Below are 24573 nucleotides of genomic sequence, written 5' to 3'. Positions count from 1 at the left end.
GCTCACGCCCCCGCCTTCGCGACGGCGTTGACGGCCTCGACGATGCGGTCGCGGTCCTCATCGCTCACGCTCGGGTGCACGGGGATCGAGAGCACCTCGCGCGCGAGCATCTCGGTGACGGGCAGGTCGAGGTCCACGCGGAAGGTGTCCAGGCGGTGCACGGGGGTCGGGTAGTAGACCCCGCAGCCCACGGCGTGCTCCTCGCGCAGGGCGGTCGCGAAGGCGTCGCGCTCGGCGGCGCTCGCTCCCTCGATGCGGACGGTGTACTGGTGGTAGACGTGCACGGCGCCCTCGCGGACCACGGGCGTCACGACGCCCTCGAGGTGCGCGTCGAAATGGGCGGCGAGCTCCTGGCGGCGGGCGGTCCAGGCGGGGAGCTTCCCCAGCTGGACGCGGCCGATCGCGGCGTGGATGTCGGTCATGCGGTTGTTGAAGCCGGCGACCTCGTTCGCGTACTGCTTCTCCATGCCCTGGTTGCGCAGCAGCCGCACCTGGCGGGCGAGCTCCGGGCCGTCGGTCGCGACCATGCCGCCCTCGCCGGAGGTCATGTTCTTCGTGGGGTACAGCGAGAACATCGCGCCGCGGCCGAAGCTGCCGACGGGCGCGCCCTGCCAGGTGGCGCCGTGCGCCTGGGCGGCGTCCTCGAAGATCCACAGGCCGTGGGCGTCCGCGATCCGGAGGAGCTCGTCCATCGGCGCGGGGTGGCCGTACAGGTGCACGGGCTGGATGCCGACGGTGCGCTCGGTGATCGCGGCCTCGACGGCGGCGGGGTCGAGCGTGAAGGTCTCGGGGTCCACGTCGACGAAGACCGGGGTCGCCCCGGAGACGGCGACGGAGTTCGCCGTGGCGGCGAAGGTGAAGGAGGGCACGATGACCTCATCGCCCGGGCCGAGGCCCAGCGCGAGCATGCCGAGGTGCTGGCCCGAGGTGCCGGAGTTCACGGCGACGCACTCGCGGCCGGCGACGAGGGCCGCGCCGAACTCCTCCTCGAAAGCCGCGACCTCGGGGCCCTGGGCGACCATGCCGGAGGCGAGCACGCGATCCACCGCGTCCCGCTCCTCCTGGCCGATCAGCGGCTTGGCCGCGGGGATCATGGGGAGATCGGTCGTCATCGTGCGGATCCGTCCTGTTCATCGGTGCTGTCGGTGCTGGAGCTGCTGTCGGCTCCCACGGCGGCCGGGGCGTCGGTGGAGTCGTCGGCGTCGTCGGCCTCGAGCGGGGCGGGGCGGGGGGCGTCGACCACGGGGGTCGAGGCGAGCTGGAGGCCGCCCGTGGACTCGTCGGGGATGTACCACTCGCCGGTCACCGGGCACACCCACGCGTCGGTGCCGTCGGAGGCGGGGACGAGCTTCTCCCCGGCGCGGCCCACCCAGGCCAGGCGGCGGGCGGGCACCCCGGCGACGAGCGCGTGCGGCGGGACGTCCTTCACGACGGTGGCGCCCGCGGCGACCATCGCCCAGGCGCCGATCGTCAGGGGGGCGACGCACACGGCACGGGCGCCGATCGAGGCGCCCTGCTCGCAGGTCACGCCCACGGGCTCCCAGTCGCTCGCGGACTTCGGGCTGAGGTCCGGGTTCACGGCGCGGGGGAAGTGGTCGTTCGTGAAGACGACGGCGGGACCCACGAAGACGCCCTCGGCGAGCCGGGCGGGCTCGTAGACGAGGGCGTGGTTCTGGACCTTGCAGCCGGCGCCCATCTCGACGCCGGAGCCGATGTAGGCGCCGCGACCCACGATGCAGTCGGCGCCGAGGACGGCGCCCTCACGGATCTGGGCGAGGTGCCAGATCGCGCTGCCCGCGCCGATCACGGCGTCCTCGGCGATGTCGGCGCCCGGGGCCACCCGGTACGCGGGGGTGTTCGTCATGGCCTCGACGATACCGCGCGGACCAGCCGCTTCCCAGGAACCACGGCGCGGGCCCGGCAGCTGTTGCACATCTCGCCCCGGCCCTCCACAGGCCCTTCACGCGGGCCCGCGGGGGCTGGGGGGATCAGCGGGAGGAGCGCAGCGCCTCGCCCTTGCGCAGCGCGACCTGTCGCAGCTCCGCCTGGAAGGCCTCCATGCGCGCGCGGAGCTCCGCGGCGCGCTCGTCCCCGCCGGCGGCGAGGATCCGCGCGGCGAGCAGCCCGGCGTTGCGGGCCCCACCGATCGAGACGGTCGCGACCGGGACGCCGGCGGGCATCTGCACGATCGAGAGCAGGGAGTCCATGCCGTCGAGGTGCTTGAGCGGCACCGGCACGCCGATCACGGGCAGCGGGGTGAGGGCGGCGAGCATGCCGGGCAGGTGCGCGGCCCCGCCGGCGCCCGCGATGATCGCCCGCAGCCCGCGGCCCGCGGCGCCGCGGCCGTAGTCGACCATGTCCTCGGGCATGCGGTGCGCGGAGACGACGTCGACCTCGACGGGGACCCCGAACTCGGCGAGCGCCTCCTCGGCGGCCTTCATGACGGGGTAGTCGGAATCGGATCCCATGACGATGCCGACCAGCGGCGCGGGGGTGCTCATGCGGTCTCTCCTGCGATGACGGGGGTAGGACGGGGACGGGTCGGGTCGCGGTGGCGGGTCACGGGGCGGGGACGGCGTCGCCGTCCTCCGGGCCGTCGACGATCAGGCGCTCGGCACGATGGGCGCGCTCGAGGAGGGCGCCCGGCTCCTCGCCGAGCAGGGTGACGTGGCCGATCTTCCGGCCTGGCCGCACGGACTTGCCGTACAGGTGCACCGTGAGCTCGGGATCCGCGGCGAGCGCGGCCTCGAGGCCGGGGCGGAGGTCCTCGGCGGCGCCGCCGAGCAGGTTCACCATGACCGCGCACGGGGCGAGCGGGGTGGTCGCGCCGAGCGGGAGGTCCGCGACGGCGCGCAGGTGCTGCTCGAACTGACCGGTGACCGCGCCGTCCATGGACCAGTGGCCCGTGTTGTGGGGGCGCATGGCGAGCTCGTTGACGCTCACCACGCCGTCGGCCGTCTCGAAGAGCTCGACGGCGAGCATGCCGACCACGTCGAGGTCCTCGGCGATCGCGAGGGCCAGCTCGCGGATCCGACGCTCGGCCTCGGGGTCGAGGTCCGGCGCGGGGGCGATCACCTCGTAGCAGACCCCGTCCTTCTGACGGGAGGCGACGACGGGGTAGGCGACGGCCTCTCCCCCGGGCCGGCGGGCCACCTGGGCGGAGAGCTCACGGGCGAAGGGCACGAGCTCCTCGCCGAGGAGGTCGCCGCCCTGGGCGAACCAGTCCGCGACGTCCTCGGCGCGCTCGACGATCCGCACGCCGTGGCCGTCGTAGCCGCCGCGCGGGGTCTTCACGACGATCCGGCCGCCCGCCTCGGCGAGCGCCGCCTCGAGGGCGTCCGCGTCGGGCAGGCGCCACCAGCGCGGGCAGGGGTGGCCGAGCGCGGAGAGCCGCTCGCGCATGTGCAGCTTGTCCTGGGCGTGCAGGAGGGCGTCCGGGCCGGGCCGGACGGCGGCGAGGCCGTCGCGGCCGATCCCCTCGAGGATCCGCGGCGGCACGTGCTCGTGGTCGAAGGTGACGACCTCGACGGCGCCGGCGAGCTCGCGCACGGCGCGCTCGTCGTCATGGGCGCCGAGGGTGACGTCCCCGGCGACCGCGGCGGCGCTCTCGGCCGGGTCGGTCGCGAGGACGGTGAGGTCCAGGCCGAGCTCGATCGCGGGGCCCAGCATCATGCGGGCCAGCTGCCCGGCGCCGACGACGCCGATGCGGTGGGCGCTGTGGGCGCTGCGGGCGGAGGTCAGGGGGGTGGGGGCATCAGGCACCGGATCAGTGTAGGCGGGGCCGTGGGCGCCGTCCCCGGCCGTCCGCCCCTGCCGGCGTCCGAGCTCGAGCCTCAGCCGCGGGAGCGGTGGCGCCGGCGCACCACGGAGCCCTGCGGCAGCGAGGAGAGGTCGTCGGTGCGCTCGGTCCCCGCCGGCTCCTCCTCGCCGGGCGCGGAGATGAGGAAGACGCCGAAGGTCGCGGGGCTCTCCGTCAGCAGCTCGAGCCGGCCGCCGTCGTCCTCCACGAGGGTCCGCGCGAGGGCGAGGCCGACGCCGGTGCCCTTGGAGCTGCGCCCGGAGACGGAGCGCTCGAAGATGCGGTGCCCGAGCGCGGGGTCGATGCCGCCGCCCTCGTCCATGACCTCGACGACGGTCGAGTGGTCGTTGCGGCGCACCTTGACGCTCGTGCGGCCGCCGCCGTGCATGAGGGCGTTCTCGATGAGCGTCGCGACGACCTGGGTGAGGGGGCCCGTCGATCCCCACACGGCGGCGCTGCGCGGCACCTGGATGCGCAGCTCCCGGCCGGCGCGGCGGTACGCGGGCGCCCACTCCTCGCTCTGCTGGGTGAGCACGGTGCGCAGCTCGACCACGCCGGGCGTGCGCCGCTGGGAGGAGCGGGGGGCGTTGATGAGGTCGTGGACCACCTCGGTGAGGCGGTCGATCTGCTCGAGGGAGATGCGGGCCTCCTCGCGCACCCACTCCTCGGAGCTCGTCGCGAGGATCTCGTCCAGCCGCATGGACAGCGCCGTGAGCGGGGTGCGCAGCTGGTGGGAGGCGTCGGAGGCGAGGCGGGACTCCGCCTCGAGCCGCTCGGTGAGCTGGGCGCCGGAGCGGATGAGCTCCTCGGCGACCTCGTCGACCTCGACGATGCCGGCGTCGGTCCAGGGGCCGCGGGCGCGCCCGCTGCCCATCTCCTCGGCACGGCGGGCGAGCCGTGAGAGCGGCATGGAGATCCGCTGCGCCTGCCACAGCGCGACCGAGACGCCGATCGAGAGCGCCGCGAGGCCCGCGACCACGAGCAGCACGATCGCGCTCGCGGTGTGGGCGCGCACGTCGGACTGCGGGATGAGCACACGGATCGACTGGCCGTTCGCCCCGTTGGTCGAGACCTGCAGCGGCGAGTCGCCGGGGTCCTCGCCGACGGAGATCACCTGGCCGTCGTGGGTGACCTCGATCGCGACGTGGAGGTCGGTCTGGGCGTCGACGTGCCGCTGGAGCAGCGCCTGGTCGAGATCGCGCTTGCTCGCGAGCCGGGAGTCGGTGTCGACGCGGACCTCGTCGAGGATGCTGGTCGCCTGGGTGGTGAGGCTCTGCTGGGACAGCGTCAGCCACGAGTAGCCGAGCGGGATGCCGAGGATGAGGACGACCAGGAGCACCGTGATCATGGTCGCCTGCAGCACGCGCTGCCGCAAAGGTCAGCTCCCGTCGCCGGTCTCGAACCGGAAGCCCACCCCGCGCACCGTGGTGATGCGTCGCGGATCGGAGGCGTCGTCGCCGAGCTTCCGGCGCAGCCAGGAGATGTGCATGTCGAGCGTCTTCGTGGAGCCCCACCATTCGGCGCCCCACACCTCGCGCATGAGGTCGTCGCGGGTGACGACGCTGCCGGACTCGCGCACGAGCACGGTGAGCAGGTCGTACTCCTTGGCGGAGAGGCTGAGCTCCTCGCCGTCGGCGTAGGCGCGGCGGGCGGAGACGTCGAGGCTCACGCCGTTGACGTCGAAGCTGTCGCCCGTCTCCTCGACAGCCTGGGCGCGCCGCAGCAGCGCACGGATGCGCGCCTGGAGCTCGCCGAGCCGGAAGGGCTTGGTGACGTAGTCGTCCGCGCCGGCGTCCAGCCCCACCACGGCGTCGACCTCGTCGGCGCGGGCGGTGAGGATGAGGATCGGTGACTCCAGACCGCCCTTGCGCAGGCGCCGGGCGACCTCGAGGCCGTCCAGGTCGGGCAGCCCGAGGTCCAGGATGACCACGTCGATCGGGTCCTCCCCCGCGGCGATCGCGAGCGCGTCCATCCCCCGGGAGGCCCGGGTGACGGTGTAGCCCTCGCGGTCCAGGGCGCGGGACAGCGGTTCAGCGATGGCCGAGTCGTCCTCGACGAGAAGCAGTCGTGTCACGTCAGCCATAGTACGTCCCGCGCTCACAGCCCCAGGTCCAGGGCCGCCGAGCGGCCCCGCCGGAGCTCCGCCAGGTGCACCGTGCCGATGCCGTGGAGGTCCACGTCCTCGCCCTCGGCGACCTCGAAGCCGCCGGGGACGGCCTTCTCGACGGCGTCCGCCGTGTCCGGGTCGATCATGACCGTCCCGGGCCTCGCGACGGACTCCATGCGGGCGGCGAGGTTCACGGTGGGGCCGAAGACGTCGCCGTAGCGGGAGAACATCGATCCCCAGGCGAGGCCCACGCGGAGCGGGGGGAGGTCCGGGTCCGCGGTGATGGTCTCGGCGAGGGAGACGGCGATCTGGGCGCCGTCCTCGGGCGTGTCGGCGAGGAACATGATCTCGTCGCCGACGGTCTTGACGACGCGGCCGCCGCCCACGGAGATGACGTCGCGGCCCACGGCCTCGAAGCGGGCGACGACGTCGGCCAGCTCGGAGCCGGAGAGGTCGCGGGAGAGCCGGGTGAACTGGACGAGGTCGGCGAAGCCCACGGCGCGCTGGAGCGGGAACAGCTCGTCGGTGCCCCGGTGGAGCACCTCGGATCCCGCCCGGGCGGCGTAGGCGGCGAGCTGGCGCCGGAAGGTGAAGACGACCTGGGACTCGAGGGTCTCGAGCAGCTCGGGCATCCGGTCGAGCATCTGGAGCCGGGCGTCGGCGTCCCCGAGGCCGTCGACCACCTTCGCCTCGTCGACCATCGCCTCCGTGATCCACATGGCCAGGCGTCCCATGTGGAAGCCGAGGCCGCGGGTGATGGAGGAGAAGGCGCGCTCGGAGAGGGCGTCGTCCTCGACGATCGCGGCGAGGTCGCCGATCGCGTGGGCGTCCTCCTCGGTGTAGACGACGGTGTCCTCGTCCACGGGGCTGAAGCCCAGGGAGCGCCAGTACACGGAGGTGAGGCGCTCGGGGATCCCCTGCTCCTCGGCGAGGTCGCGCCGGGAGTACTTGCGGGGACCCTGGAGGAGGACCTTCTCGAGGGCGCCGACGCTGCGGCGCACCTGTGCGAAGCGTCGGTTCAGCCCGAGCACCTCCTCGCCGTCGATCGAGGTCTGCTCGAGGTCCGGGCTGGTGTCCGTCGCGCTCGGCGCGGCCTGTCCCGCCGCCTCCTCGGGCGTCGTGGGCCCGTGCGCCGTCGTGGCGTCCGGGGTCCCGGGCGCGCTCTCCGTCCCGTGGATGTCGCTGCTCACCGCGTCCCTGCCTCCTCGCCGTCGTGACCGTTCCGAACCGGACCTGCCATGGTGCCCCCGCTTCCTCGGACGGCCCTGAGATGCCGGACGTCGCCGACGTCCACCGCCACGACCCCGCCCTGCTCCGGGCCGGGGTCGACCAGGAGCCGTCCGCGATCGTCGATGCCGACGGCCCTCCCGGTGAGGGGCGCTGCCCCGCGGGGACCGTCGTGCCCGAGGGGCTCGACGCGCACGTCCCGCCCGAGTGTGACACAGGTCATAGCGAAGCGCTCGTCGAGTCCGGTGGCCGAGGCGTCGCCGCCGCTCGCCTCGAGCGCCTCGAGCTCCAGGACCAGACGGGAGGCGATACCGGCGGCGAGCGCGTCCCGCAGCGCGGGCACCTCCGCCGCGGTCAGCCCCTCGCCGCCCTCGTCGTCCAGCAGCCCTCCGGGCCCATGGAGCCACACCGCACCGGGCACCTCCGTGCCGTCCTCGCCGTGGATCGGGCCGTGCAGGTTCAGGCCGATGCCCAGCAGCACGGTCCCGGCGCCGCGGCCCTCGACGAGGATCCCGCCGAGCTTCCCGCCCGCGGCCGTGTGCAGGTCGTTGGGCCACTTCAGGCCGAGCCCGGCCGCCTCGAGACCCGCGGCGACCCCGGGCAGCGCGTGCAGGGCGTCCAGGGCGGCGACGCCGAGGGCGAGCGGGAACCAGGAGCGGTCCCCGAGGGCGAGCGCGGACTCGTGGACGACGGTGAGCGCGAGGGCGCCCCCGGCGGGAGAGGAGAAGCGGCGCCCGAGCCGGCCGCGTGCGGCGGACTGCTGCGCGGCGAGCACGGCGAAGGGGGCCGCCCGCCCCTCCGCGCGCCGGCGCGCGGCGAGGTCCTGCGTCGAGGGCGTCAGGTCGACGAGCTCGACGGGGACCGCGGGCGGCTCGGCCCCGCCGGGAGCCCCTCCGCGGACGACTGACGTGTTCATCCGGGGTCTCCTCGCATGCCGCGGCTCACTGCCGGGCTCCCCGACGGGAGCCGAGGGGTAGCGTAGTATCCCTGTGTTTCGGGCCGTGGACCCGCGCCTGCCGCCGGACCCCGCCCGCGCCCCTGCACCCCGATCAGGCGGCCCCAGGGTCGCAGTTGGAGGCTCCGTGTCCGACGCCCCACGGCCGCTCACCACCGCTCAGCGACTCGAGGACCTGCGCGCCCGCTCGGCGGCCGCGGTCTCCGACGCCGACGGTCTCGCCGTCCAGAAGCAGCACGCCCGGGGCAAGGGCACCGCTCGCGAGCGCATCCACGACCTGCTGGACGACGGCTCCTTCGTCGAGACCGACCGCTTCGTGGCGCACCAGTCCCACTCCTTCGGCCTCGAGCGCAAGCGCCCCGCGGGTGACGGCATCGTCACCGGCTACGGCACGATCGACGGCCGCCAGGTGTGCGTGTACTCACAGGACTTCACCGTCATGGGCGGCTCCCTGGGCGAGGCCCACGGCCGCAAGATCCAGAAGATCCAGGACCTCGCGCTGTCCACCGGCGTGCCGATCATCGGCATCCTCGACGGCGGCGGCGCGCGCATCCAGGAGGGCGTGGCCTCGCTCGCCATGTTCGCCGGGATCATGCGGCGCAACACGCGCGCCTCGGGCGTCATCCCGCAGATCTCGCTGATCATGGGACCGGCCGCGGGCGGTGCCGTGTACTCCCCGGCCCTCACCGACGTCATCGTCATGGTTGAGAAGACCTCCCACATGTTCATCACGGGACCGGACGTCATCCGCACCGTGACCGGTGAGGACGTCGGCTTCGAGGAGCTCGGCGGGGCGCGCACCCACTCCACCCGCTCGGGCGTCGCCCACTACATGGCGCCGGACGAGTCCGAGGCGATCGAGTACGTCAAGGACCTGCTCTCCTACCTCCCCTCGAACACGCTGAGCCCTGCGCCCGTGTTCCCCACGCCGCTCGAGGAGCAGCCCACCGCGGAGGACCGCGCGATGGACGTGCTGATCCCCGACTCCCCCAACCAGCCCTACGACATGGGCGAGGTGTGGCGGGCGATCCTCGACGACGGCGAGTTCCTCGAGGTGCAGCCGGGCTACGCGCAGAACATCGTCGTCGGCTTCGGCCGGGTCGAGGGCAGCAGCGTCGGCATCGTCGCGAACCAGCCCTCGCACTTCGCCGGCACGCTCGACATCGACGCCTCGGAGAAGGCGGCGCGCTTCGTGCGCCTGTGCGACGCGAACAACATCCCCGTGCTCACGCTCGTGGACACCCCCGGGTTCCTGCCCGGCACGGACCAGGAGTACAGCGGCATCATCCGCCGCGGCGCGAAGCTCCTGTACGCCTACGCGGAGGCGACGGTCCCCCTGGTCACCGTCATCACCCGCAAGGCCTACGGCGGCGCCTACATCGTCATGGGGTCCAAGGACCTCGGCGCGGACGTCAACCTCGCCTGGCCCACCGCGCAGATCGCGGTCATGGGCGCCCAGGGCGCGGTGAACATCCTCCACCGGCAGGGCCTCAAGCAGGTCGCCGAGGAGGGCGGGGACGTCGAGGCGGAGCGGCTGCGCCTGCAGACCGAGTTCGAGGACCAGTTCGCGACGCCCTACGCGGCGGCCGAGCGCGGCTGGATCGACGGGGTCATCGAGCCCTCGGAGACCCGCGTCCAGGTGGCCCGCGCGCTGCGCGCCCTGCGCACCAAGCGCGACTCCCTGCCCACCAAGAAGCACGGGAACATCCCGCTGTGAGCACGGAGTCCCCGGCCGCCGAGGGCGGTCCCGACGGGCGGTCCGACGTCCGGCTCGTCTCCGGCCGCCTCGAGGCCGACGAGCTCGCGGCGATCGCCGTCGTCGTCTCCGCGATGAGCGTCACGAGCCGCCTCGAGGCGGAGGAGCGCTCGCTCGACGGCGGTCCCGTGCAGGAGAGCGCCTGGACCTCCCCCGTGCACACGCACGCCCGCGGGCACCGCGAGCGCCACCACCCCTCCGCCTCGGCCTGGGTCTTCGCGGACCGCTGAGCGCGCCGGCGCGCCGGGCACCGCCCGTCGCGCCCGGCCCCGCCGCGGGCGTCGCACGGCGTTCATCCGGACGTCGCGCGGCCGCCATGCCGTGGTCGCCGGGGACCGATGGGATCGGCCCATGACCTCCCTCCCCCGCCGCGGCGTCCTCGCCGCGCTCGCCGTGTCCCCGCTCGCCGTCGCCTCCCCTGCGCTGGCCGCACCCTCCCGCGGCCATGACCGCGGCCCGCGGCTCGTGGCCCGCGCGACCCTCCCCTCCGACCACCTCGAGGAGGGCCCGGTCTCGGGCGCGGCCGTGAGCCCCGAGAACGGGGTGTCCGGTCCGTTCGACGGGCAGGTCGTCCCGGGGTTCTCGGCGGTCGCCGAGATCGGTGACGGGAGCTACTGGGCGATGCCGGACAACGGCTTCGGCGCGAAGGGCAACTCGGCGGACTTCCTGCTGCGGATCTACCGGGCGACCCCGCGCTGGGAGACCTCCCGCGGCGGGGCGGGCACGATCTCCCTGGACTCCTTCGTGTCCCTGAAGGATCCCCGGCGCGTGCTCGACTTCCCGATCGTCCACGAGGACACCGAGGAGCGGCTGCTCACCGGTGCGGACCTCGACGTCGAGTCGCTCGTCCTCGCGAAGGACGGCAGCTTCTGGATCGGCGAGGAGTTCGGCCCGTTCCTGCTCCACGCGGACGCCGACGGCGCGCTGCTCGAGGCGCCGGTCCCGCTCCCGGGCGGCCTGCGCTCCCCGCAGAGCCCGTACCTCGAGGAGGGCGAGACGCCGAGCGTCCGCGCGAGCAAGGGCTTCGAGGCCCTCGCCGCCTCCCCGAACGGGAAGATCCTGCACCCGATCCTCGAGGGGTACCTCCCCGGCGAGGAGGACCAGCACCGCGTCGAGGTGCTCGAGTTCGACGTGCGCCGCCGCGCGTACACCGATCGCCGCTGGACCTACCGCACGGACCTTCCCGGGAACCTCGTGGGCGACGCCTTCGCCCTGGATCCCCACCGCCTGCTGATCCTCGAGCGGGACGACATGTGGGGGCCGGACGCGGTGACGAAGAAGGTCTACCGGGTGGACCTGCGCCGCACCGACGCCGACGGGACGCTCGAGAAGACCCTCGTCATCGACCTGCTCGCGATCCCCAACCCGGACGGCATCGGCCTCGCGGCGGATCCCGGCGCCTACGGCGTCGGCGAGACCTTCTCCTTCCCCATGCAGTCCGTGGAGACGGTCGTGATGCTCGAGGACGGCCGCCTGCTCATCGCGAACGACAACAACTACCCGAGCAACGACGCCCGCTACCCGGGCACCCCGGACGACACCGAGATGATCCTCATCGATCTCGGCACCCGCCGCGGCGGGAGGGCCTGACCTCGATCGGAGGGGCGTGCGGCGGCAGCAGGAGACCTAGACTGCGACCCATGTCGAGCGACTCCCCGGCCACCGGCCGCACCCCCTCCGCCCTGGACGCCCTGGCCGACTCCTACGTCGACCGCCTCGCCGCTGCGGACCCGTTCCTCTCCACCCAGCTCGGGATCGTCGGCCACGACGCGGAGGTGACCGACTACTCCCCCGCCGCCGAGCAGGCGCGCCACGACCTCTCCCGCGAGCTCCTCACCGCGATCGCCGAGGTGCCCGACGCCGACGGCGTCGACGCCGTGACCCGCGCGGCCCTGCAGGAGCGGCTCGGGCTCGAGCTGGAGCGGGCCGAACAGCACCTCGACGTGGCCGCCGTGAACAACCTCGCCTCCGTGCTGCAGTCCCGGGACGTGCTCGACCTCATGGCGACCGAGACCGCCGCAAACTGGGAGGTGCTCGCCGAGCGCATGGCCGGCTTCCCGCGCGCCCTCGGCTCCTGGGCCGAGTCGCTGCGCGAGGCCGCCGCCGCGGGCACCGTCTCCGCCCAGCGGCAGCTGCGCCTGGGCGCCGAGCAGGCCCGCGGCTACGCGGCCGACGGCGGCTTCTTCGACACCTTCGCGGGCGAGGCCGTCGGCGACGACGCGCAGAAGGCGCACGTGCGGGAGGCGGCGGATCGGGCCCGCGCCGCCTATCGCGGGATCGCGGACGTCCTCGAGGAGCTGCTGCCGCAGGCGCCCGAGGCGGACGCCGTCGGCCGCGAGGCCTACCAGCTCGCCTCCCGCACCTACCTCGGCACCGAGATCGACCTCGACGAGACCTACGCCTGGGGCGTCGAGGAGCTGCGCGCGATCATCGCCGAGCAGGAGCAGGTCGCCGCGCGCCTCAACGAGCGCTACGGCACCGGCGGCGGCAGCAGCGTCGCCGCCGCGAAGGAGGCGCTGAACGCCGATCCCGCCCGCATCCTCCACGGCAGCGACGCGCTCCAGGCCTGGATGCAGCAGCTCTCCGACACGGCGATCGCGGACCTCGCCGGCACCCACTTCGACATCCCCGAGCCGCTGCACCGGCTCGAGTGCCGGATCGCCCGCACCGGCTCCGGCGGCATCTACTACACGGGCCCCAGCGAGGACCTCACCCGTCCCGGCCGCATGTGGTGGGACGTGCCCGCGGGCACCGAGGAGTTCCGCACCTGGGCGGAGACCACGACCGTCTACCACGAGGGCGTCCCCGGCCATCACCTGCAGGTGGGCACGCAGACCCTGCAGGCGGGCTCCCTGAACCGCTGGCGCGCGATGCTCTGCTGGGTCTCCGGGCACGGCGAGGGCTGGGCCCTGTACGCCGAGCGGCTCATGGAGCAGCTGGGCTACCTCGACGACGACGGCGACCGCCTCGGCATGCTCGACGCGCAGCGCCTGCGCGCCGGGCGCGTGGTCCTCGACATCGGCCTGCACCTGGGACTGCCCATGCCGACGGGCGTGCCGGGCTCCGACGGCGGTGCGTGGGACGAGCGCACCGCCTGGGACTTCATGACGGAGAACTGGGGCATCGAGGAGGCCGAGCGCCGCTTCGAGCTGCACCGCTACCTCGGCTGGCCGGGGCAGGCGCCGTCGTACAAGATCGGTCAGCGCACCTGGGAGCAGATCCGGGACCGGGCGACGGCCGCGGACTCCTCCCCCGGCGCTGTCCGCGACTTCCACCGCCGCGCCCTCGAGCTCGGCAGCCTCCCCCTCTCCGTCCTCGAAGGAGCCCTCTGATGAGCACCGCCCCCGTGTCCGCCGCCGCGACCGAGGACGGGTTCGAGCCGCTGCTGCTGCTCGCCTCCGCCTCGCAGGGCCGCCGCCACGTCCTCGAGGGCGCCCGCATCGCGCACTCGACCCTGCCCGTGGACCTCGACGAGGCGGCGATCCTCGCCGCGGCGCGCGAGGCCGCCGGCGAGGAGCCGCTCACCGCCGCGGAGGAGGTGCTGCTGCTCGCCCGGGAGAAGGCGCAGGCGGCGACCGTCCGCAGCGAGGGCGGCTACGTGGTGCTCGGCTGCGACTCGATGCTCGAGCTGGACGGCGAGGCGATCGGCAAGCCGCACACGGCGGAGGTCGCCGTCGAGCGCTGGCACCGGCTGCGCGGCCGCACCGCCGTGCTGCACTCGGGCCACTGGCTCGTGGACGACCGCGACGAGGAGGACGGCGGGACCGGCGCGACCGTCGGCGCGACGGCCAGCTGCGAGGTGACCTTCGCCGCGGTCACCGACGAGGAGATCGAGGCCTATGTGGAGACCGGGGAGCCGCTCGGCGTCGCCGGTGCGTTCACGATCGACGGGATCGCCGGCCCCTTCGTCACCGGCGTCGACGGTGATCCGCACGCCGTGGTGGGGCTGTCCCTGCCGCTGCTGCGGGAGCTGCTCGCGGGGATCGGGCTGACCGTCATGGATCTGTGGGACCTCCCCGAGGCCGACGGCGACGCCGTCTCCGGCTGAGCCGCCTGCGCCGATCGGCGCGCCCGCCCCGTTAGACTCGATCGTCGTCGCCTCCCGGAAGGACCCTCGCCCCATGGCTTCACGCCAGCCCAAGCCCCGCCCCCTGACCACGGTGCTCATCGCCAATCGTGGGGAGATCGCGGTGCGCGTGGCCCGGGCCTGCAAGGACGCGGGCCTGCGGTCGATCGCCGTGTACGCGGACCCGGACCGCGACGCCCTGCACACCGTCATCGCGGACGAGGCCTACGCCCTCGGCGGCACCACCGCCGCGAGCTCCTACCTCGTCATCGACAAGCTCCTGGACGTCGCCAAGCGCTCCGGCGCGGACGCCGTCCACCCGGGCTACGGGTTCCTCTCCGAGCGCGCCGATTTCGCCCAGGCGGTCATCGACGCCGGGCTGACCTGGATCGGCCCGAGCCCCGACGCGATCGAGAAGCTCGGCGACAAGGTCTCCGCGCGGCACATCGCGCAGAAGGCCGGCGCCCCGCTCGTCGCGGGCACCAAGGACCCCGTCCAGAACTCCGACGAGGTCGTCGCCTTCGCGCGCGAGCACGGACTGCCGATCGCCATCAAGGCGGCCTTCGGCGGCGGCGGCCGCGGCCTCAAGGTCGCCTGCGAGGAGGGCGAGGTCCGCGAGCTGTTCGACTCCGCGGTGCGCGAGGCGACGGCCGCCTTCGGCCGCGGCGAGTGCTTCGTCGAGCGCTACCTCGACTCCCCGCGCCACGTGGAGACGCAGTGCCTCGCGGACCAGCACGGCAACGTCCAGGTGGTCTCCACCCGTGACTGCTCGCTGCAGCGCCGCCACCAGAAGCTCGTCGAGGAGGCGCCGGCGCCGTTCCTCACGCCGCAGCAGAACGCGCAGCTGATCTCCTCCTCGAAGGCGATCCTCCGCGAGGCCGGCTACGTCGGCGCGGGGACCTGCGAGTTCCTCGTCGGCAAGGACGGCACCATCTCCTTCCTCGAGGTGAACACGCGCCTCCAGGTCGAGCACCCGGTGACCGAGGAGGTCGCCGGGGTCGACCTCGTGCGCGAGCAGCTGCGGATCGCCGCCGGCGAGCGCATCTCCGAGGAGGACCCCGTCGCCCGCGGGCACTCCTTCGAGTTCCGCATCAACGGCGAGGACCCGGGCCGCGGCTTCATGCCCTCCCCGGGGCCCGTGCACCGCTTCGACGCGCCGAGCGGCCCGGGCGTGCGCGTGGAGACCGGGGTGCGCTCGGGCGACGTCGTCTCCGGCGCGTTCGACTCGATGCTCGCCAAGCTCGTCGTCACCGGCGCGACCCGGCAGGAGGCGCTCGAGCGCTCCCGCCGGGCGCTCGCCGAGTTCCGCATCGAGGGTCTGCCCACGGTGCTGCCCTTCCACCGCGTGGTCGTCGAGGACCCGGCCTTCGCCCCGGAGGATCCCGAGGCGCCGTTCTCGGTCCACACCCGCTGGATCGAGACCGAGTTCACCGGGGAGATCCCGCCGGCCTCCCTGCCCGCGCAGCCGGAGGAGCCCGAGGATCGCGAGGCGGTCGTCGTCGAGGTGGACGGTCGCCGCGTCGAGATCTCCCTGCCCGCGTCCCTGCGTGCCCCGCAGCAGACGGTGCGCCAGCGCCGCAAGCGCCAGCACCGCGCCTCGGGCGAGGCGGCGGTCTCCGGCGGCACGGTCACCGCGCCGATGCAGGGCACGATCGTGAAGGTCCAGGTCGAGGAGGGGCAGACGGTGGCCGACGGCGACCTGCTGCTCGTGCTCGAGGCGATGAAGATGGAGCAGCCCATCACGGCGCACCGCTCCGGTGTCGTCACGGGGCTCAGCGCGGAGGTCGGCGCGACCGTCTCCGCCGGCGCCGCGCTCTGCACCATCGACGACTGAGACCGAGCTGGTGACCGGCACCGCCGGGCCACCACTCCCTCGCTGATCCGCGGACGCGTCGGCCGAGCCGGTCGTCCGCGGACAGGTCGGCCCCACCGAGGGCGAGCCGGCTCCCGAGCACCGTCTGTTCCGGAAAGCCCGGACATCATGTACATGATGTCCGCGTTCTTCTGCAGGGCGCCCCGACCCGAGTGCGGTCCGCGATCGACGACGGACTGCGGTCGGCAGCCCCTGCTGACGGTTCTTGGCGAAGGCTGTCGGTCGACGGTCCGCCGGTGACGGCCTCCTGCCGACGGTCGAGGCCCGGCGGCCTGCCGCCGATCGGCCGAGCGCCCATCGAGAGGCCACGTTCATGCGCCGTCCCCGACGGGGCGAGGACTCCGGGCCGGCTCACTCCCCCAGCGTCATCGCGATCTGCCGGGCGGCCTCGGCGAGCGAGCCGGTCATCGACGGGTAGACGATCGAGGTGTTGGCGAGCTGCTCCACGGTGAGCCGCTGGGCGACGGCGAGGGTGATCGGGTGGATGAGCTCGCTCGCCCGCGGGGCGACGACCACGCCGCCCAGCACCGTCCCGGAGTCGTGGCGCACCACGAGCTTCACGAAACCCTCGCGCACGCCCTGCATCTTCGCGCGGGCGTTCGTGCCGAGCGGGTAGGAGCGGACGCCGGCGACGACGAGGCCGTCAGCGACGTCCTGCTCGCTCGCGCCGACGGTCGCGATCTCGGGGCTCGTGAACACCGCGGAGGCGACATGGGCCCGGATCAGCGGGGCGACCGCCTCGCCGAGCGCATGGTGCACGGCGGTGCGGCCCTGGATCGCGGCGACCGAGGCGAGCGGGAGCACGCCGGTGCAGTCCCCCGCCGCGTACACCCCGCGCACCGAGGTGCGGGAGACCCGGTCGGTCTCGATGTGGCCGCTCTCCCGCAGCCGCACCCCGGCCTCCTCGAGTCCCATGCCCGCTGTCGCGGGGATCGCACCGAGGGCGAGCAGCAGGTGGCTGCCGCGGATCTCCTCCCCCGACGTGAGGGCGACCCGCACCCCGTCACCCTCGACCCGGGCGGAGGCGGCGCGGGAGCGGGAGCGCACGGTGATGCCGCGGCGCCGGAAGGACTCCTCGAGCACCGCCGCGGCGTCGCGGTCGCTGCCGGGGAGGACCTGGTCCCTCGAGGAGACGAGCGTGACCTCGCAGCCGAGCGCCCGGTAGGCGCTCGCGAACTCGGCGCCGGTCACGCCGGAGCCGACGACGACCAGGTGCGAGGGCAGCTCATCGAGGTCGTAGAGCTGGGTCCAGGAGAGGATCCGCTCGCCGTCCGGCGGGGATCCGGGCAGCTCGCGGGGACGGGCGCCCGTGGCCAGCAGCACGGCGTCCGCCTGGATCCGCTCGATCTCCGCTCCCGCCCCGTCCAGGGCGTGCACGGCGACGAGCCCCGGCGCGAGGAGGTGCCCGCGCCCGAGGACCGTCCGCACCCCGGCCTCGGCGAGCGCGGCGGTGACGTCCGCGGACTGCGCCCGGGCGAGCCGGCGCACGCGGGCGTTGACGGCCGCGAGGTCCACGGTGAGCGCTCCGGCGCCGGGACTCCCGGCGGTGTCGGCGTCGCGGATGCCGAGCGCCCCGGAGCCGGCGACGAGGTCGAGGACGTCCGCCGTCGCGATGAGGGTCTTCGAGGGGACCACGTCCGTGAGCACCGCGGCCCCGCCGAGGGGTCCGGCGGTCACGAGCACGACCTCCGCGCCGAGTCGGGCGGCGGTGAGCGCTGCCTCGTAGCCACCGGGCCCGCCGCCGATCACCGCCAGGCGGGTGCCGCCGTCGTCGGCGGTGATCCGAGGTGCTCCGGCGGGGATCGCGGTCGTGGAATCGCTCACGGTGCCATTCTCGCCCAGGCCCCGCACCGCGCGGGCGGCGACGGAGGGACCGGGGGCGTCCCCCGGCGGGCACGGCCCGCGCTAGGTTTCTCCCATGAGCGATTCGACCCCTGATCCGTACCTCCTCGCCCGTGATGCGGCGGCCGCGATCGCCGAGGCCAGCGGCGTCGGCTCGCACGACGTCGCCCTCGTGCTCGGCTCCGGCTGGGCCGGCGCCGCGGACCTCCTCGGCGAGACCGTCTGGCAGGCCCCCGCGACCACGATCCCCGGCTTCCGCGCCCCCGCCGTCGCCGGCCACGTGGGCACCCTGCGCTCCGTGGAGGTGGAGGGCAGCGGCGCCCACGCCCTCGTGCTCGGTGCGCGCACCCACTACTACGAGGGCGCCGGCGTGGACCCGGTCGTGCACGGCGTGCGCACCGCGGCGGCCTCCGGCTGCCGCACGATCGTGCTGACCAACGGCTGCGGCGGCATCGACCCGTCGTGGGAGCCCGGCACCCCCGTGCTCATCGCCGACCAGATCAACCACACGGGCGCGACCCCGCTGCGCGGCGCGACCTTCGTGGACATGACCGACGTCTACACCCCCGCCCTGCGCGACATCGCCCGCGAGGTGGACCCGGACCTCCCCGAGGGCGTCTACATGCAGTTCCACGGGCCGGCCTACGAGACCCCGGCGGAGGTCCGCATGGCGCGCACCCTCGGCGCGACCCTGGTCGGCATGTCCACCGCGCTCGAGGCGATCGCCGCCCGCGAGGCGGGGCTGGACGTGCTCGGCATCTCGCTCGTCACGAACCTCGCCGCGGGCATCTCCCCCGTGCCGCTCTCCCACGAGGAGGTGCTGCAGGCGGGCCGCGAGGCCGGTCTCCGCATCTCGCGCCTGCTCGCCGAGACCGTGCGACGGATCACCGGGGCGAGCACGGAGGACGCACCGGCATGAGCGCCGCCGTCCTCACGCCCGAGCTGCAGGAGCGGGCGCGCGCCTGGATCGCCGACGACCCCGACGCCGAGACCCGCGCGGTCCTCGGCAGCCTTCTGGAGCAGGCGGAGGGCGGCGACGAGTCGGCCGCCGCCGAGATCGCCGACGCCTTCTCCGGCACCCTCGAGTTCGGCACGGCGGGCCTGCGGGGCCACATGGGACCCGGCCCGCTGCGCATGAACCTCGCGGTGGTCTCCCGCGCCGCCCGCGGGCTCGCCGACCACCTCGTGGGCACGCTCGGGCTCGAGGAGCCGCTCGTGGTGATCGGGCACGACGCCCGTCACCGCTCACGCGACTTCGCGCACCGCTCCGCGGCGATCATGGCCGCGGCGGGCTGCCGTGTGCAGCTGCTGGACCGGGCGCTGCCCACCCCGCTCGTCGCCTTCGGCGTGCGGCACCTGGGTGCCGACGCCGGGATCGTCGTCACCGCATCCCACAATCCGCCGGCGGACAACGGCTACAAGGTCTACCTCGGCGGCCGTGCCGCGGACGCCGACGGGAACGGCGTGCAGATCGTGCCGCCGTCGGACGCGCAGATCGCCGCGAGCATCGAGGCCGTCGGCCCCGTGCTGGAGATCCCGCACGACGCCGAGCCGGAGATGATCGGCGACGGTCTGGTCGAGGACTACCTCGAGGCGATCTGCGCCCTCGTGGATCTGCCCGCGCTCGCCGAGGTGGGCGGCGGGCGGTCCGTGCGGATCGTCCACACGGCCATGCACGGCGTGGGCACCGAGACGGCCGTCGCGGCCCTGCACCGCACGGGCTTCACGGACGTGCACACCGTCGGCAAGCAGGCGGACCCGGATCCGGACTTCCCCACGGTCGCCTTCCCGAACCCGGAGGAGCCCGGTGCGATCGACCTGGCCCTCGAGCTCGCCCGCACCGTCGAGGCGGACGTCGTCGTCGCGAACGACCCGGACGCGGACCGCTGCGCCGCGGCGGTCCTCGACCCGCACCTCGGGGACTGGCGAATGCTCACCGGGGACGAGCTGGGCGTGCTGCTGGGCGACCACCTGCTGCGCCGCCACGGCTACCGGGGCACGGTCGCGAACTCGGTCGTCTCGAGCCGCTGGCTGGGCCGGATCGCCGCGGCGGCCGGCGCGAGGGCCGCGACGACCCTCACGGGCTTCAAGTGGATCGCCCGCGCCGCCGGCATCGTCTTCGGCTACGAGGAGGCGATCGGATACTGCGTGCTGCCGCAGGTCGTCAAGGACAAGGACGGGCTCTCCGCAGCCCTCATGGTCGCGGAGATGGCCGCGTACGCGAAGGCGGAGGGCACCACGCTCGTGGGGCGGCTCGACGCGCTCGCCCGCGAGCACGGGCTCTTCGCGACCTCGCAGCTGTCCCTGCGCGTCACGGACCTCTCGGACCGCGACGTCATGATGGCGCGCCTGCGCGAGCGGCCGCCCGTCGCCCTCGCGGGCTCCGAGGTGACCGAGGTGCAGGACCTCGCCGAGGGCTCCGTGGAGACCACGGGCCTCCCCGCGACCGACGGCGTGCTGCTCGCGACGGCGGACGACGCCCGCGTGATCGTGCGCCCCTCGGGCACCGAGCCGAAGCTCAAGTGCTACATCGAGGTCCACGAGGAGGTCGCCGCGGGGGCCGACGACGCCGCCCTCGGGACGGTCCGCGTCGCCGCCGCGGAGCATCTCGCCGCGATCACGGAGGACATGCGCACGGCGCTCACGGGCGCCTGAGCACGGGGCATCGAGGAGCGCACCGACACGGGAGGGCGGCCGGGACCACGTGGTCCCGGCCGCCCTCCGTCGCGAGTGTGCGGGCTGCTGCTCAGTAGCCGGTGCCGGTCCCGCCCTCGAGGATCGCGCGCGAGGAGGACAGGCCCAGTCGGTTCGCGCCGGCGGCGACCATCGCCTCTGCGGCCTCGCGGGTGCGGATGCCGCCGGAGGCCTTCACGCCGAGGCGGTCGCCCACGGTCGCTCGCATGAGCTGGACGGCATGCTCGCTCGCGCCGCCCGCGGGGTGGAAGCCGGTGGAGGTCTTCACGAAGTCGGCGCCGGCGCGCTCGGAGGCCTCGCAGGCGGCGACGATCTGCTCGTCGGTGAGCGCGGCGGACTCGATGATCACCTTGAGCACCACGGGGGCCGGGGCGGCCTCGCGCACGGCGCGGATCTCCGCCTCGAGCGCCTGGTCCTCACCGGCGCGGGCGAGGCCCACGTTGATGACCATGTCGACCTCGTCGGCGCCCTTGGCCACGGAGTCGGCGGCCTCGGCGGCCTTGATGGCGGGGGCGTGCTGACCCGAGGGGAAGCCGCAGACGGTCGCGACCTTCACGGTCGTCTCGATCGGCAGCATCGACGGGGAGACGCAGATGGAGTAGGTGCCGAGCTCCTCCGCCTCGCGGGCGAGGGCGAGGGCGTCCTCGCGGGTGGCCTCGGGCTTGAGCAGGGTGTGGTCGATGAGGGCGGCGAGATCGGTGCCGGCAGCGGGGTTCGTCATGTCCCGAATCCTCCCACGATCGAGCACTGACGGACCGCAGCATCGCACCTGTCGAGCTATCTGATAGGTTGCGCGCGTACGGCGCCGTCGGTCCTCCGCGAGCGCCCCGCCCCACGAAGGAGAAGCGTCGATGGCGACGTCCCCCGGCCCCGCCCCCGCGGACGCCCCCAGCACCACCATCCTGTCCAAGGAGGTGGACCCCTACGTCGTGGACGGCTCGCAGATCGCCGAGCCGCCCTCCACCCTGCGGGGCAAGCTGAAGTTCCTCGGCCCCGGCATGATCACCTCCGCCGCCGTCGTCGGCTCCGGCGAGCTGCTGACCGCCACCGCCCTCGGCGCGACCGTCGGCTTCATGCTCCTGTGGCTCGTGCTCGTCTCCACCTTCCTCAAGGTCTGGGTGCAGATCGAGCTCGCCCGCTGGTCCATCTCCACCGGCCGCACCGCCGTGGACGGCTACGACGACGTCCCGCCCAGGATCGGGAGGCGCGGCTGGATCGCCTGGCTCCAGCTGCTCATGCTCCTGCAGTTCTTCATCGGCCAGGCGGGCGTCATCAGCGCCTCGGCCTTCGCCTTCTCCTCGCTCCTGCCGATCGGCCCCGAGCCGTACTCGCTGCTCTCGATCGGCAGCTGGGTCGCGATCCTCGTCGTCGTCGCGATCGCCATCCACTCCCTGAACCGCTACGCGGTCGTCGAGCGCATCTCCACCGTGCTCGTCCTGGCCGTGACGCTCTTCGCGATCGCCATGGTCTTCCTGCTCCAGGGCACGCAGTTCGCCTGGACGCTCGGCGACCTCGGCGGCGGCCTGCGCTTCCAGGTCGCGGCGGGCGCGATCGGCGTCGCCATCGCCATGTTCGGCATGACCGGCGTGGGCGCCGGCGAGACCACCGCCTACACCTACTGGGTCGTCGAGAAGGGCTACGCCGCCTGGACCGGCCCGAACGACGGCACCCCCGGCTGGGTCACCCGCGCCCGCGGCTGGATCTCCGTCATGAAGGTCGACGCCTGGGTCAGCTGGGTCGTCTACACCGCCTCCACCGCCGCCTTCTACATGCTCGGCGCGGCCGTGCTGCACCCGCAGGGGCTCGTCCCCGAGGGCAACGAGGTCATGGTGACGATTTCCTCGATCTTCGACTCCGCCGTCGGCACCTGGGGCGGCGTGCTCTTCCTCGTGGGCGCCGGGCTCGCGCTGTTCAAGACGATCCTCGCGAACGTCCCGAGCCTCAGCCGGATCGTGGGCCAGACCCTCGCCGTCTTAGGCGCCTACGACTGGCGCGACCAGACCGCCCGGAACCGCTGGCAGCGGATCATCATGATCATCCTGCCGATCGGCTGGGGCCTGCTGGGCACCATCGCCTCCTCACCGCTGCTGCTCGTGATCATCGCCGGCATCCTCAACGCGGTGTACCTGATCGGTGCCGCCATCGCGACGGTCCACCTCGCGCGCACCCAGACGGACCCGCGGATCCGCGACGGCCGACCCACGGAGGTCATGCTGTGGATCTCCGCCGCGGCGATCATCGCGGTGGGCGTGATCGGACTGGTCAATGCCTTCTGAGACCGCCGTCGAGGGCGCGGGCTTCCCGCTCGGCGACGCCGCCCGCCGCCATCTCGCGGCGCCGTCGACGGCCGACGGCTCCGACGGCCTGTCCCGCGAGACCCTGGTGGACCGGGCCCGGGACGCGGTGCTCGCGCTCATCGACGACGAGCACCTCGGCGCCGGGGACGCCCTCCCCTCCGCGGGAACCCTCGCGGAGCAGTTCGGGGTCTCCAAGGCCGTGGTGCGCGAGGCGCTCTCCGCCCTCGCGGCCCTCGGCATCGTCGAGATCAGCAACGGCCGTGCCGCCCGCGTCCGGCCCCCGGACAGCTCGATCGTGCGCTTCTACCTCTCCCGCGCGATCCGCGACACCCCCGGGGACGGCTTCCTCGTGCTCATGGACCTCCGTGCTCCGCTCGAGGTGCGCGCGGCCTCCCTCGCGGCGGATCGCCTCGCCGCCGATCCCGACGGGCGCGAGCAGCTCGAGGAGCTGCTCGCCCGGATGGGGGAAGCGCTCGGCGACGCCGAGGAGTACCCGCGGCTGGACCTCGAGCTCCATGCGCTCATCGCCCACCTCTCCGGCAACCTCGCCCTGCAGGGCGTGCTCGACGCCGTGAGCGGGCCGCTGTTCCGGGCCATGCGCGAGCTGCGCGTGACCCGTGAGCAGCGCGGCCTCGTCGGCGCCGAGCACGACGAGCACAGCGCCGTCGTCACCGCGATCCTCGCCGGGGACGCCGCCGCCGCGGCCGCCGCGATGGACGCGCACATGACCGCCGCCGCCGACTTCGCCGTCCGCCGCTGACCACCCCACCCACCGAACGACCCATCCCGATCCTGGAAGGACCACCCTCATGCGCAGCCTCGAGATCCACGCCGTCCGCGACCTCCGCCTCGCCGAGCGAGAGATCGTCCCGCCCGGCCCCGGCCAGGTCCGCATCGCCGTCGAGTACGGCGGCATCTGCGGATCGGACCTCGGCTACTGGAAGCACGGCGGCACCGGCACCGCCCTCATGCGCCACCCCTTCGTGCTCGGCCACGAGATCTCCGGCCGCGTGGCGGAGCTCGGCGAGGGCGTCACCGGCCTCGCCGTGGGCCAGGGCGTCACCGTCCACCCGGCACGCACGCACGGCGAGCTCCCCGAGCGCCTCGCCGGCCGCGAGAACCTCCATCCGCAGCTGACCTACTTCGGCTCCGCCCAGCACGAGCCGCACACCGACGGCGCCTTCGCCGAGTCGGTCACCGTCGACGCGGACCAGGTCGTGCCGCTCCCCGAGGGCCTCTCGACCCGACGGGCCGTGCTCGCCGAGCCGCTCGGCGTCGCCATGCACGCCGTCTCCCGCGCCGGGGACGTCACCGGCCAGCACGTGCTCGTGAGCGGCTGCGGCCCCGTGGGCCTGCTCGTCGTGCTCGCGGCCCGCGCCGCCGGAGCCCGCCGCATCACCGCGGTGGACCTCTCCGAGGTGGCCCGCGATCGTGCGCTCGCCCTCGGGGCCGACGTCGCCGCCGAGTCCCCCGACGACCTCGACGAGGAGTTCACCGTCGCCTTCGAGGCCGCCGGCGTCGCCCCGTCCCTCGAGGGGATCCTGCGCAACGCCGCCCGAGCCTCCGTGGTCGTGCAGGTGGGCAATCTGCCCACGACCCCCGTCCAGGTGACCCTCGCGACCCTCGTCACCCGCGAGATCGACTACCGCGGCACCTTCCGCTTCGTCGACGAGATCGAGCGCGCCGTGGAGCTGCTCGCGACCACGCCCGAGGCCGAGCAGGTGATCAGCGACGAGTTCCCCCTCGACCAGGCGGAGGCCGCCTTCGAGGCGGCGGCGGGCCGCGGCTCCAGCAAGGTCGTGCTCACGATCGCCTGAGCGATCCCGGGAACGTGGTGCCCGCCCCGGGACCGGCACGTATGCGGATCGGTGTCCCCGTCCTCGCGTGGGCGGGTCCGACGTCGATCCCGACTGCAGCCGGCTCGGCGGGGACGACGGGAGCCGGGGACGGGGCTCCA

At 74.2% G+C, this 24573-nt stretch carries 20 protein-coding genes and 1 pseudogene; 11 read left to right on the top strand and 10 right to left on the bottom strand.

Annotation, left to right across the window (positions count from 1 at the left end):
* Nucleotides 1–2: 2 nt before the first annotated feature.
* The 8 genes and pseudogenes from ACYVAP_RS05620 to ACYVAP_RS05585 all read right to left on the bottom strand — a co-directional run bounded on the left by ACYVAP_RS05620 (nucleotide 3) and on the right by ACYVAP_RS05585 (nucleotide 8049).
* Complete coding sequence (locus ACYVAP_RS05620) at nucleotides 3–1112, bottom strand: DegT/DnrJ/EryC1/StrS family aminotransferase (protein ID WP_498859907.1); 1110 nt, start codon at nucleotides 1110–1112, stop codon at nucleotides 3–5.
* 158 nt (nucleotides 1113–1270) lie between these two features.
* Nucleotides 1271–1864 (bottom strand): annotated as a pseudogene (locus ACYVAP_RS05615) (acyltransferase); the annotation flags it as partial.
* Between the two features lie 124 nt (nucleotides 1865–1988).
* Entirely contained in the window at nucleotides 1989–2501 is a 513-nt protein-coding gene (gene purE / locus ACYVAP_RS05610; RefSeq protein ID WP_498859906.1) for a 5-(carboxyamino)imidazole ribonucleotide mutase, read from the bottom strand.
* Nucleotides 2502–2559: 58 nt separating this feature from the next.
* Nucleotides 2560–3762, bottom strand: a complete 1203-nt coding sequence (locus ACYVAP_RS05605; protein ID WP_498859905.1) for a 5-(carboxyamino)imidazole ribonucleotide synthase — start codon at nucleotides 3760–3762, stop codon at nucleotides 2560–2562.
* Nucleotides 3763–3833: 71 nt separating this feature from the next.
* Nucleotides 3834–5162, bottom strand: a complete 1329-nt coding sequence (locus tag ACYVAP_RS05600; protein ID WP_264450286.1) for an ATP-binding protein — start codon at nucleotides 5160–5162, stop codon at nucleotides 3834–3836.
* A gap of 15 nt (nucleotides 5163–5177) precedes the next feature.
* Nucleotides 5178–5873, bottom strand: a complete 696-nt coding sequence (locus ACYVAP_RS05595) for a response regulator transcription factor (protein ID WP_137770340.1) — start codon at nucleotides 5871–5873, stop codon at nucleotides 5178–5180.
* A gap of 23 nt (nucleotides 5874–5896) precedes the next feature.
* Nucleotides 5897–7096: an adenylate/guanylate cyclase domain-containing protein gene (locus tag ACYVAP_RS05590; protein WP_498859904.1), complete on the bottom strand. Its 1200-nt coding sequence runs from the start codon at nucleotides 7094–7096 to the stop codon at nucleotides 5897–5899.
* Nucleotides 7093–8049: a biotin--[acetyl-CoA-carboxylase] ligase gene (locus ACYVAP_RS05585; protein ID WP_264450284.1), complete on the bottom strand. Its 957-nt coding sequence runs from the start codon at nucleotides 8047–8049 to the stop codon at nucleotides 7093–7095. The genes ACYVAP_RS05590 and ACYVAP_RS05585 overlap by 4 nt, the downstream gene beginning before the upstream one ends.
* A 166-nt stretch (nucleotides 8050–8215) precedes the next feature.
* Here ACYVAP_RS05585 and ACYVAP_RS05580 point away from each other — a divergent pair, with 166 nt between their 5' ends.
* The 6 genes from ACYVAP_RS05580 to ACYVAP_RS05555 all read left to right on the top strand — a co-directional run bounded on the left by ACYVAP_RS05580 (nucleotide 8216) and on the right by ACYVAP_RS05555 (nucleotide 15744).
* Nucleotides 8216–9805: an acyl-CoA carboxylase subunit beta gene (locus ACYVAP_RS05580; RefSeq protein ID WP_137770337.1), complete on the top strand. Its 1590-nt coding sequence runs from the start codon at nucleotides 8216–8218 to the stop codon at nucleotides 9803–9805.
* A complete protein-coding gene (locus ACYVAP_RS05575) occupies nucleotides 9802–10074 on the top strand; it encodes an acyl-CoA carboxylase epsilon subunit (protein ID WP_264450283.1) in 273 nt (90 codons plus the stop codon). Before ACYVAP_RS05580 ends, ACYVAP_RS05575 begins: the two co-directional genes overlap by 4 nt.
* Nucleotides 10075–10195: 121 nt before the next feature.
* Complete coding sequence (locus ACYVAP_RS05570) at nucleotides 10196–11434, top strand: esterase-like activity of phytase family protein (protein WP_264450282.1); 1239 nt, start codon at nucleotides 10196–10198, stop codon at nucleotides 11432–11434.
* Between the two features lie 50 nt (nucleotides 11435–11484).
* Nucleotides 11485–13176 (top strand): DUF885 domain-containing protein, encoded by a 1692-nt coding sequence (locus ACYVAP_RS05565; protein ID WP_264450281.1) that lies wholly within the window; start codon nucleotides 11485–11487, stop codon nucleotides 13174–13176.
* Nucleotides 13176–13892 (top strand): Maf family protein, encoded by a 717-nt coding sequence (locus ACYVAP_RS05560; protein WP_498859903.1) that lies wholly within the window; start codon nucleotides 13176–13178, stop codon nucleotides 13890–13892. Before ACYVAP_RS05565 ends, ACYVAP_RS05560 begins: the two co-directional genes overlap by 1 nt.
* A 73-nt stretch (nucleotides 13893–13965) precedes the next feature.
* Nucleotides 13966–15744 (top strand): acetyl/propionyl/methylcrotonyl-CoA carboxylase subunit alpha, encoded by a 1779-nt coding sequence (locus ACYVAP_RS05555; protein WP_498859902.1) that lies wholly within the window; start codon nucleotides 13966–13968, stop codon nucleotides 15742–15744.
* A 390-nt stretch (nucleotides 15745–16134) separates the two neighbouring features.
* Here ACYVAP_RS05555 and ACYVAP_RS05550 read toward each other — a convergent pair whose 3' ends face one another.
* Nucleotides 16135–17607 carry an NAD(P)/FAD-dependent oxidoreductase gene (locus tag ACYVAP_RS05550; protein WP_498859901.1) on the bottom strand — a complete coding sequence of 491 codons (1473 nt, stop codon included), beginning with the start codon at nucleotides 17605–17607 and terminating at the stop codon, nucleotides 16135–16137.
* A gap of 94 nt (nucleotides 17608–17701) precedes the next feature.
* Between ACYVAP_RS05550 and ACYVAP_RS05545 the strand changes: the two genes are divergently transcribed.
* Both ACYVAP_RS05545 and ACYVAP_RS05540 read left to right on the top strand, forming a co-directional pair.
* The gene (locus ACYVAP_RS05545; protein WP_498859900.1) at nucleotides 17702–18544 is read left to right on the top strand and encodes a purine-nucleoside phosphorylase; all 843 of its coding nucleotides are present in this window, start codon (nucleotides 17702–17704) and stop codon (nucleotides 18542–18544) included.
* Entirely contained in the window at nucleotides 18541–20280 is a 1740-nt protein-coding gene (locus ACYVAP_RS05540; RefSeq protein ID WP_498859899.1) for a phospho-sugar mutase, read from the top strand. Before ACYVAP_RS05545 ends, ACYVAP_RS05540 begins: the two co-directional genes overlap by 4 nt.
* A gap of 91 nt (nucleotides 20281–20371) precedes the next feature.
* On the opposite strand, the gene deoC is transcribed toward ACYVAP_RS05540, so the two are convergent.
* Complete coding sequence (gene deoC / locus ACYVAP_RS05535; protein WP_264450277.1) at nucleotides 20372–21040, bottom strand: deoxyribose-phosphate aldolase; 669 nt, start codon at nucleotides 21038–21040, stop codon at nucleotides 20372–20374.
* Between the two features lie 130 nt (nucleotides 21041–21170).
* Between deoC and ACYVAP_RS05530 the strand changes: the two genes are divergently transcribed.
* The 3 genes from ACYVAP_RS05530 to ACYVAP_RS05520 are packed head-to-tail and all read left to right on the top strand — an operon-like array spanning nucleotide 21171 to nucleotide 24433.
* A complete protein-coding gene (locus tag ACYVAP_RS05530; RefSeq protein ID WP_498859898.1) occupies nucleotides 21171–22595 on the top strand; it encodes an NRAMP family divalent metal transporter in 1425 nt (474 codons plus the stop codon).
* Nucleotides 22585–23376 (top strand): FadR/GntR family transcriptional regulator, encoded by a 792-nt coding sequence (locus ACYVAP_RS05525; protein WP_498859897.1) that lies wholly within the window; start codon nucleotides 22585–22587, stop codon nucleotides 23374–23376. Before ACYVAP_RS05530 ends, ACYVAP_RS05525 begins: the two co-directional genes overlap by 11 nt.
* A 49-nt stretch (nucleotides 23377–23425) precedes the next feature.
* Nucleotides 23426–24433, top strand: coding sequence for an L-idonate 5-dehydrogenase (locus ACYVAP_RS05520; RefSeq protein ID WP_498859896.1), 1008 nt, complete (start codon nucleotides 23426–23428; stop codon nucleotides 24431–24433).
* The last annotated feature ends 140 nt before the right edge of the window (nucleotides 24434–24573 follow it).

It is taken from the genome of Brachybacterium horti, from assembly GCF_054777615.1.
Note: the sequence above shows the minus strand (reverse complement) of the source record. Positions and strands in the feature narration are given on the sequence as shown.

Bases quoted from the DNA above. Each gene is read 5' to 3' on its own strand.
- ACYVAP_RS05540 (WP_498859899.1), top strand. From the start codon at position 18,541: ATGAGCGCCGCCGTCCTCACGCCCGAGCTGCAGGAGCGGGCGCGCGCC.
- ACYVAP_RS05525 (WP_498859897.1), top strand. From the start codon at position 22,585: ATGCCTTCTGAGACCGCCGTCGAGGGCGCGGGCTTCCCGCTCGGCGAC.
- ACYVAP_RS05560 (WP_498859903.1), top strand. From the start codon at position 13,176: ATGAGCACCGCCCCCGTGTCCGCCGCCGCGACCGAGGACGGGTTCGAG.
- ACYVAP_RS05565 (WP_264450281.1), top strand. From the start codon at position 11,485: ATGTCGAGCGACTCCCCGGCCACCGGCCGCACCCCCTCCGCCCTGGAC.
- ACYVAP_RS05585 (WP_264450284.1), bottom strand. From the start codon at position 8,049: ATGAACACGTCAGTCGTCCGCGGAGGGGCTCCCGGCGGGGCCGAGCCG.
- ACYVAP_RS05520 (WP_498859896.1), top strand. From the start codon at position 23,426: ATGCGCAGCCTCGAGATCCACGCCGTCCGCGACCTCCGCCTCGCCGAG.
- ACYVAP_RS05530 (WP_498859898.1), top strand. From the start codon at position 21,171: ATGGCGACGTCCCCCGGCCCCGCCCCCGCGGACGCCCCCAGCACCACC.
- ACYVAP_RS05555 (WP_498859902.1), top strand. From the start codon at position 13,966: ATGGCTTCACGCCAGCCCAAGCCCCGCCCCCTGACCACGGTGCTCATC.
- ACYVAP_RS05570 (WP_264450282.1), top strand. From the start codon at position 10,196: ATGACCTCCCTCCCCCGCCGCGGCGTCCTCGCCGCGCTCGCCGTGTCC.
- deoC (WP_264450277.1), bottom strand. From the start codon at position 21,040: ATGACGAACCCCGCTGCCGGCACCGATCTCGCCGCCCTCATCGACCAC.
- ACYVAP_RS05545 (WP_498859900.1), top strand. From the start codon at position 17,702: ATGAGCGATTCGACCCCTGATCCGTACCTCCTCGCCCGTGATGCGGCG.
- ACYVAP_RS05620 (WP_498859907.1), bottom strand. From the start codon at position 1,112: ATGACGACCGATCTCCCCATGATCCCCGCGGCCAAGCCGCTGATCGGC.
- purE (WP_498859906.1), bottom strand. From the start codon at position 2,501: ATGAGCACCCCCGCGCCGCTGGTCGGCATCGTCATGGGATCCGATTCC.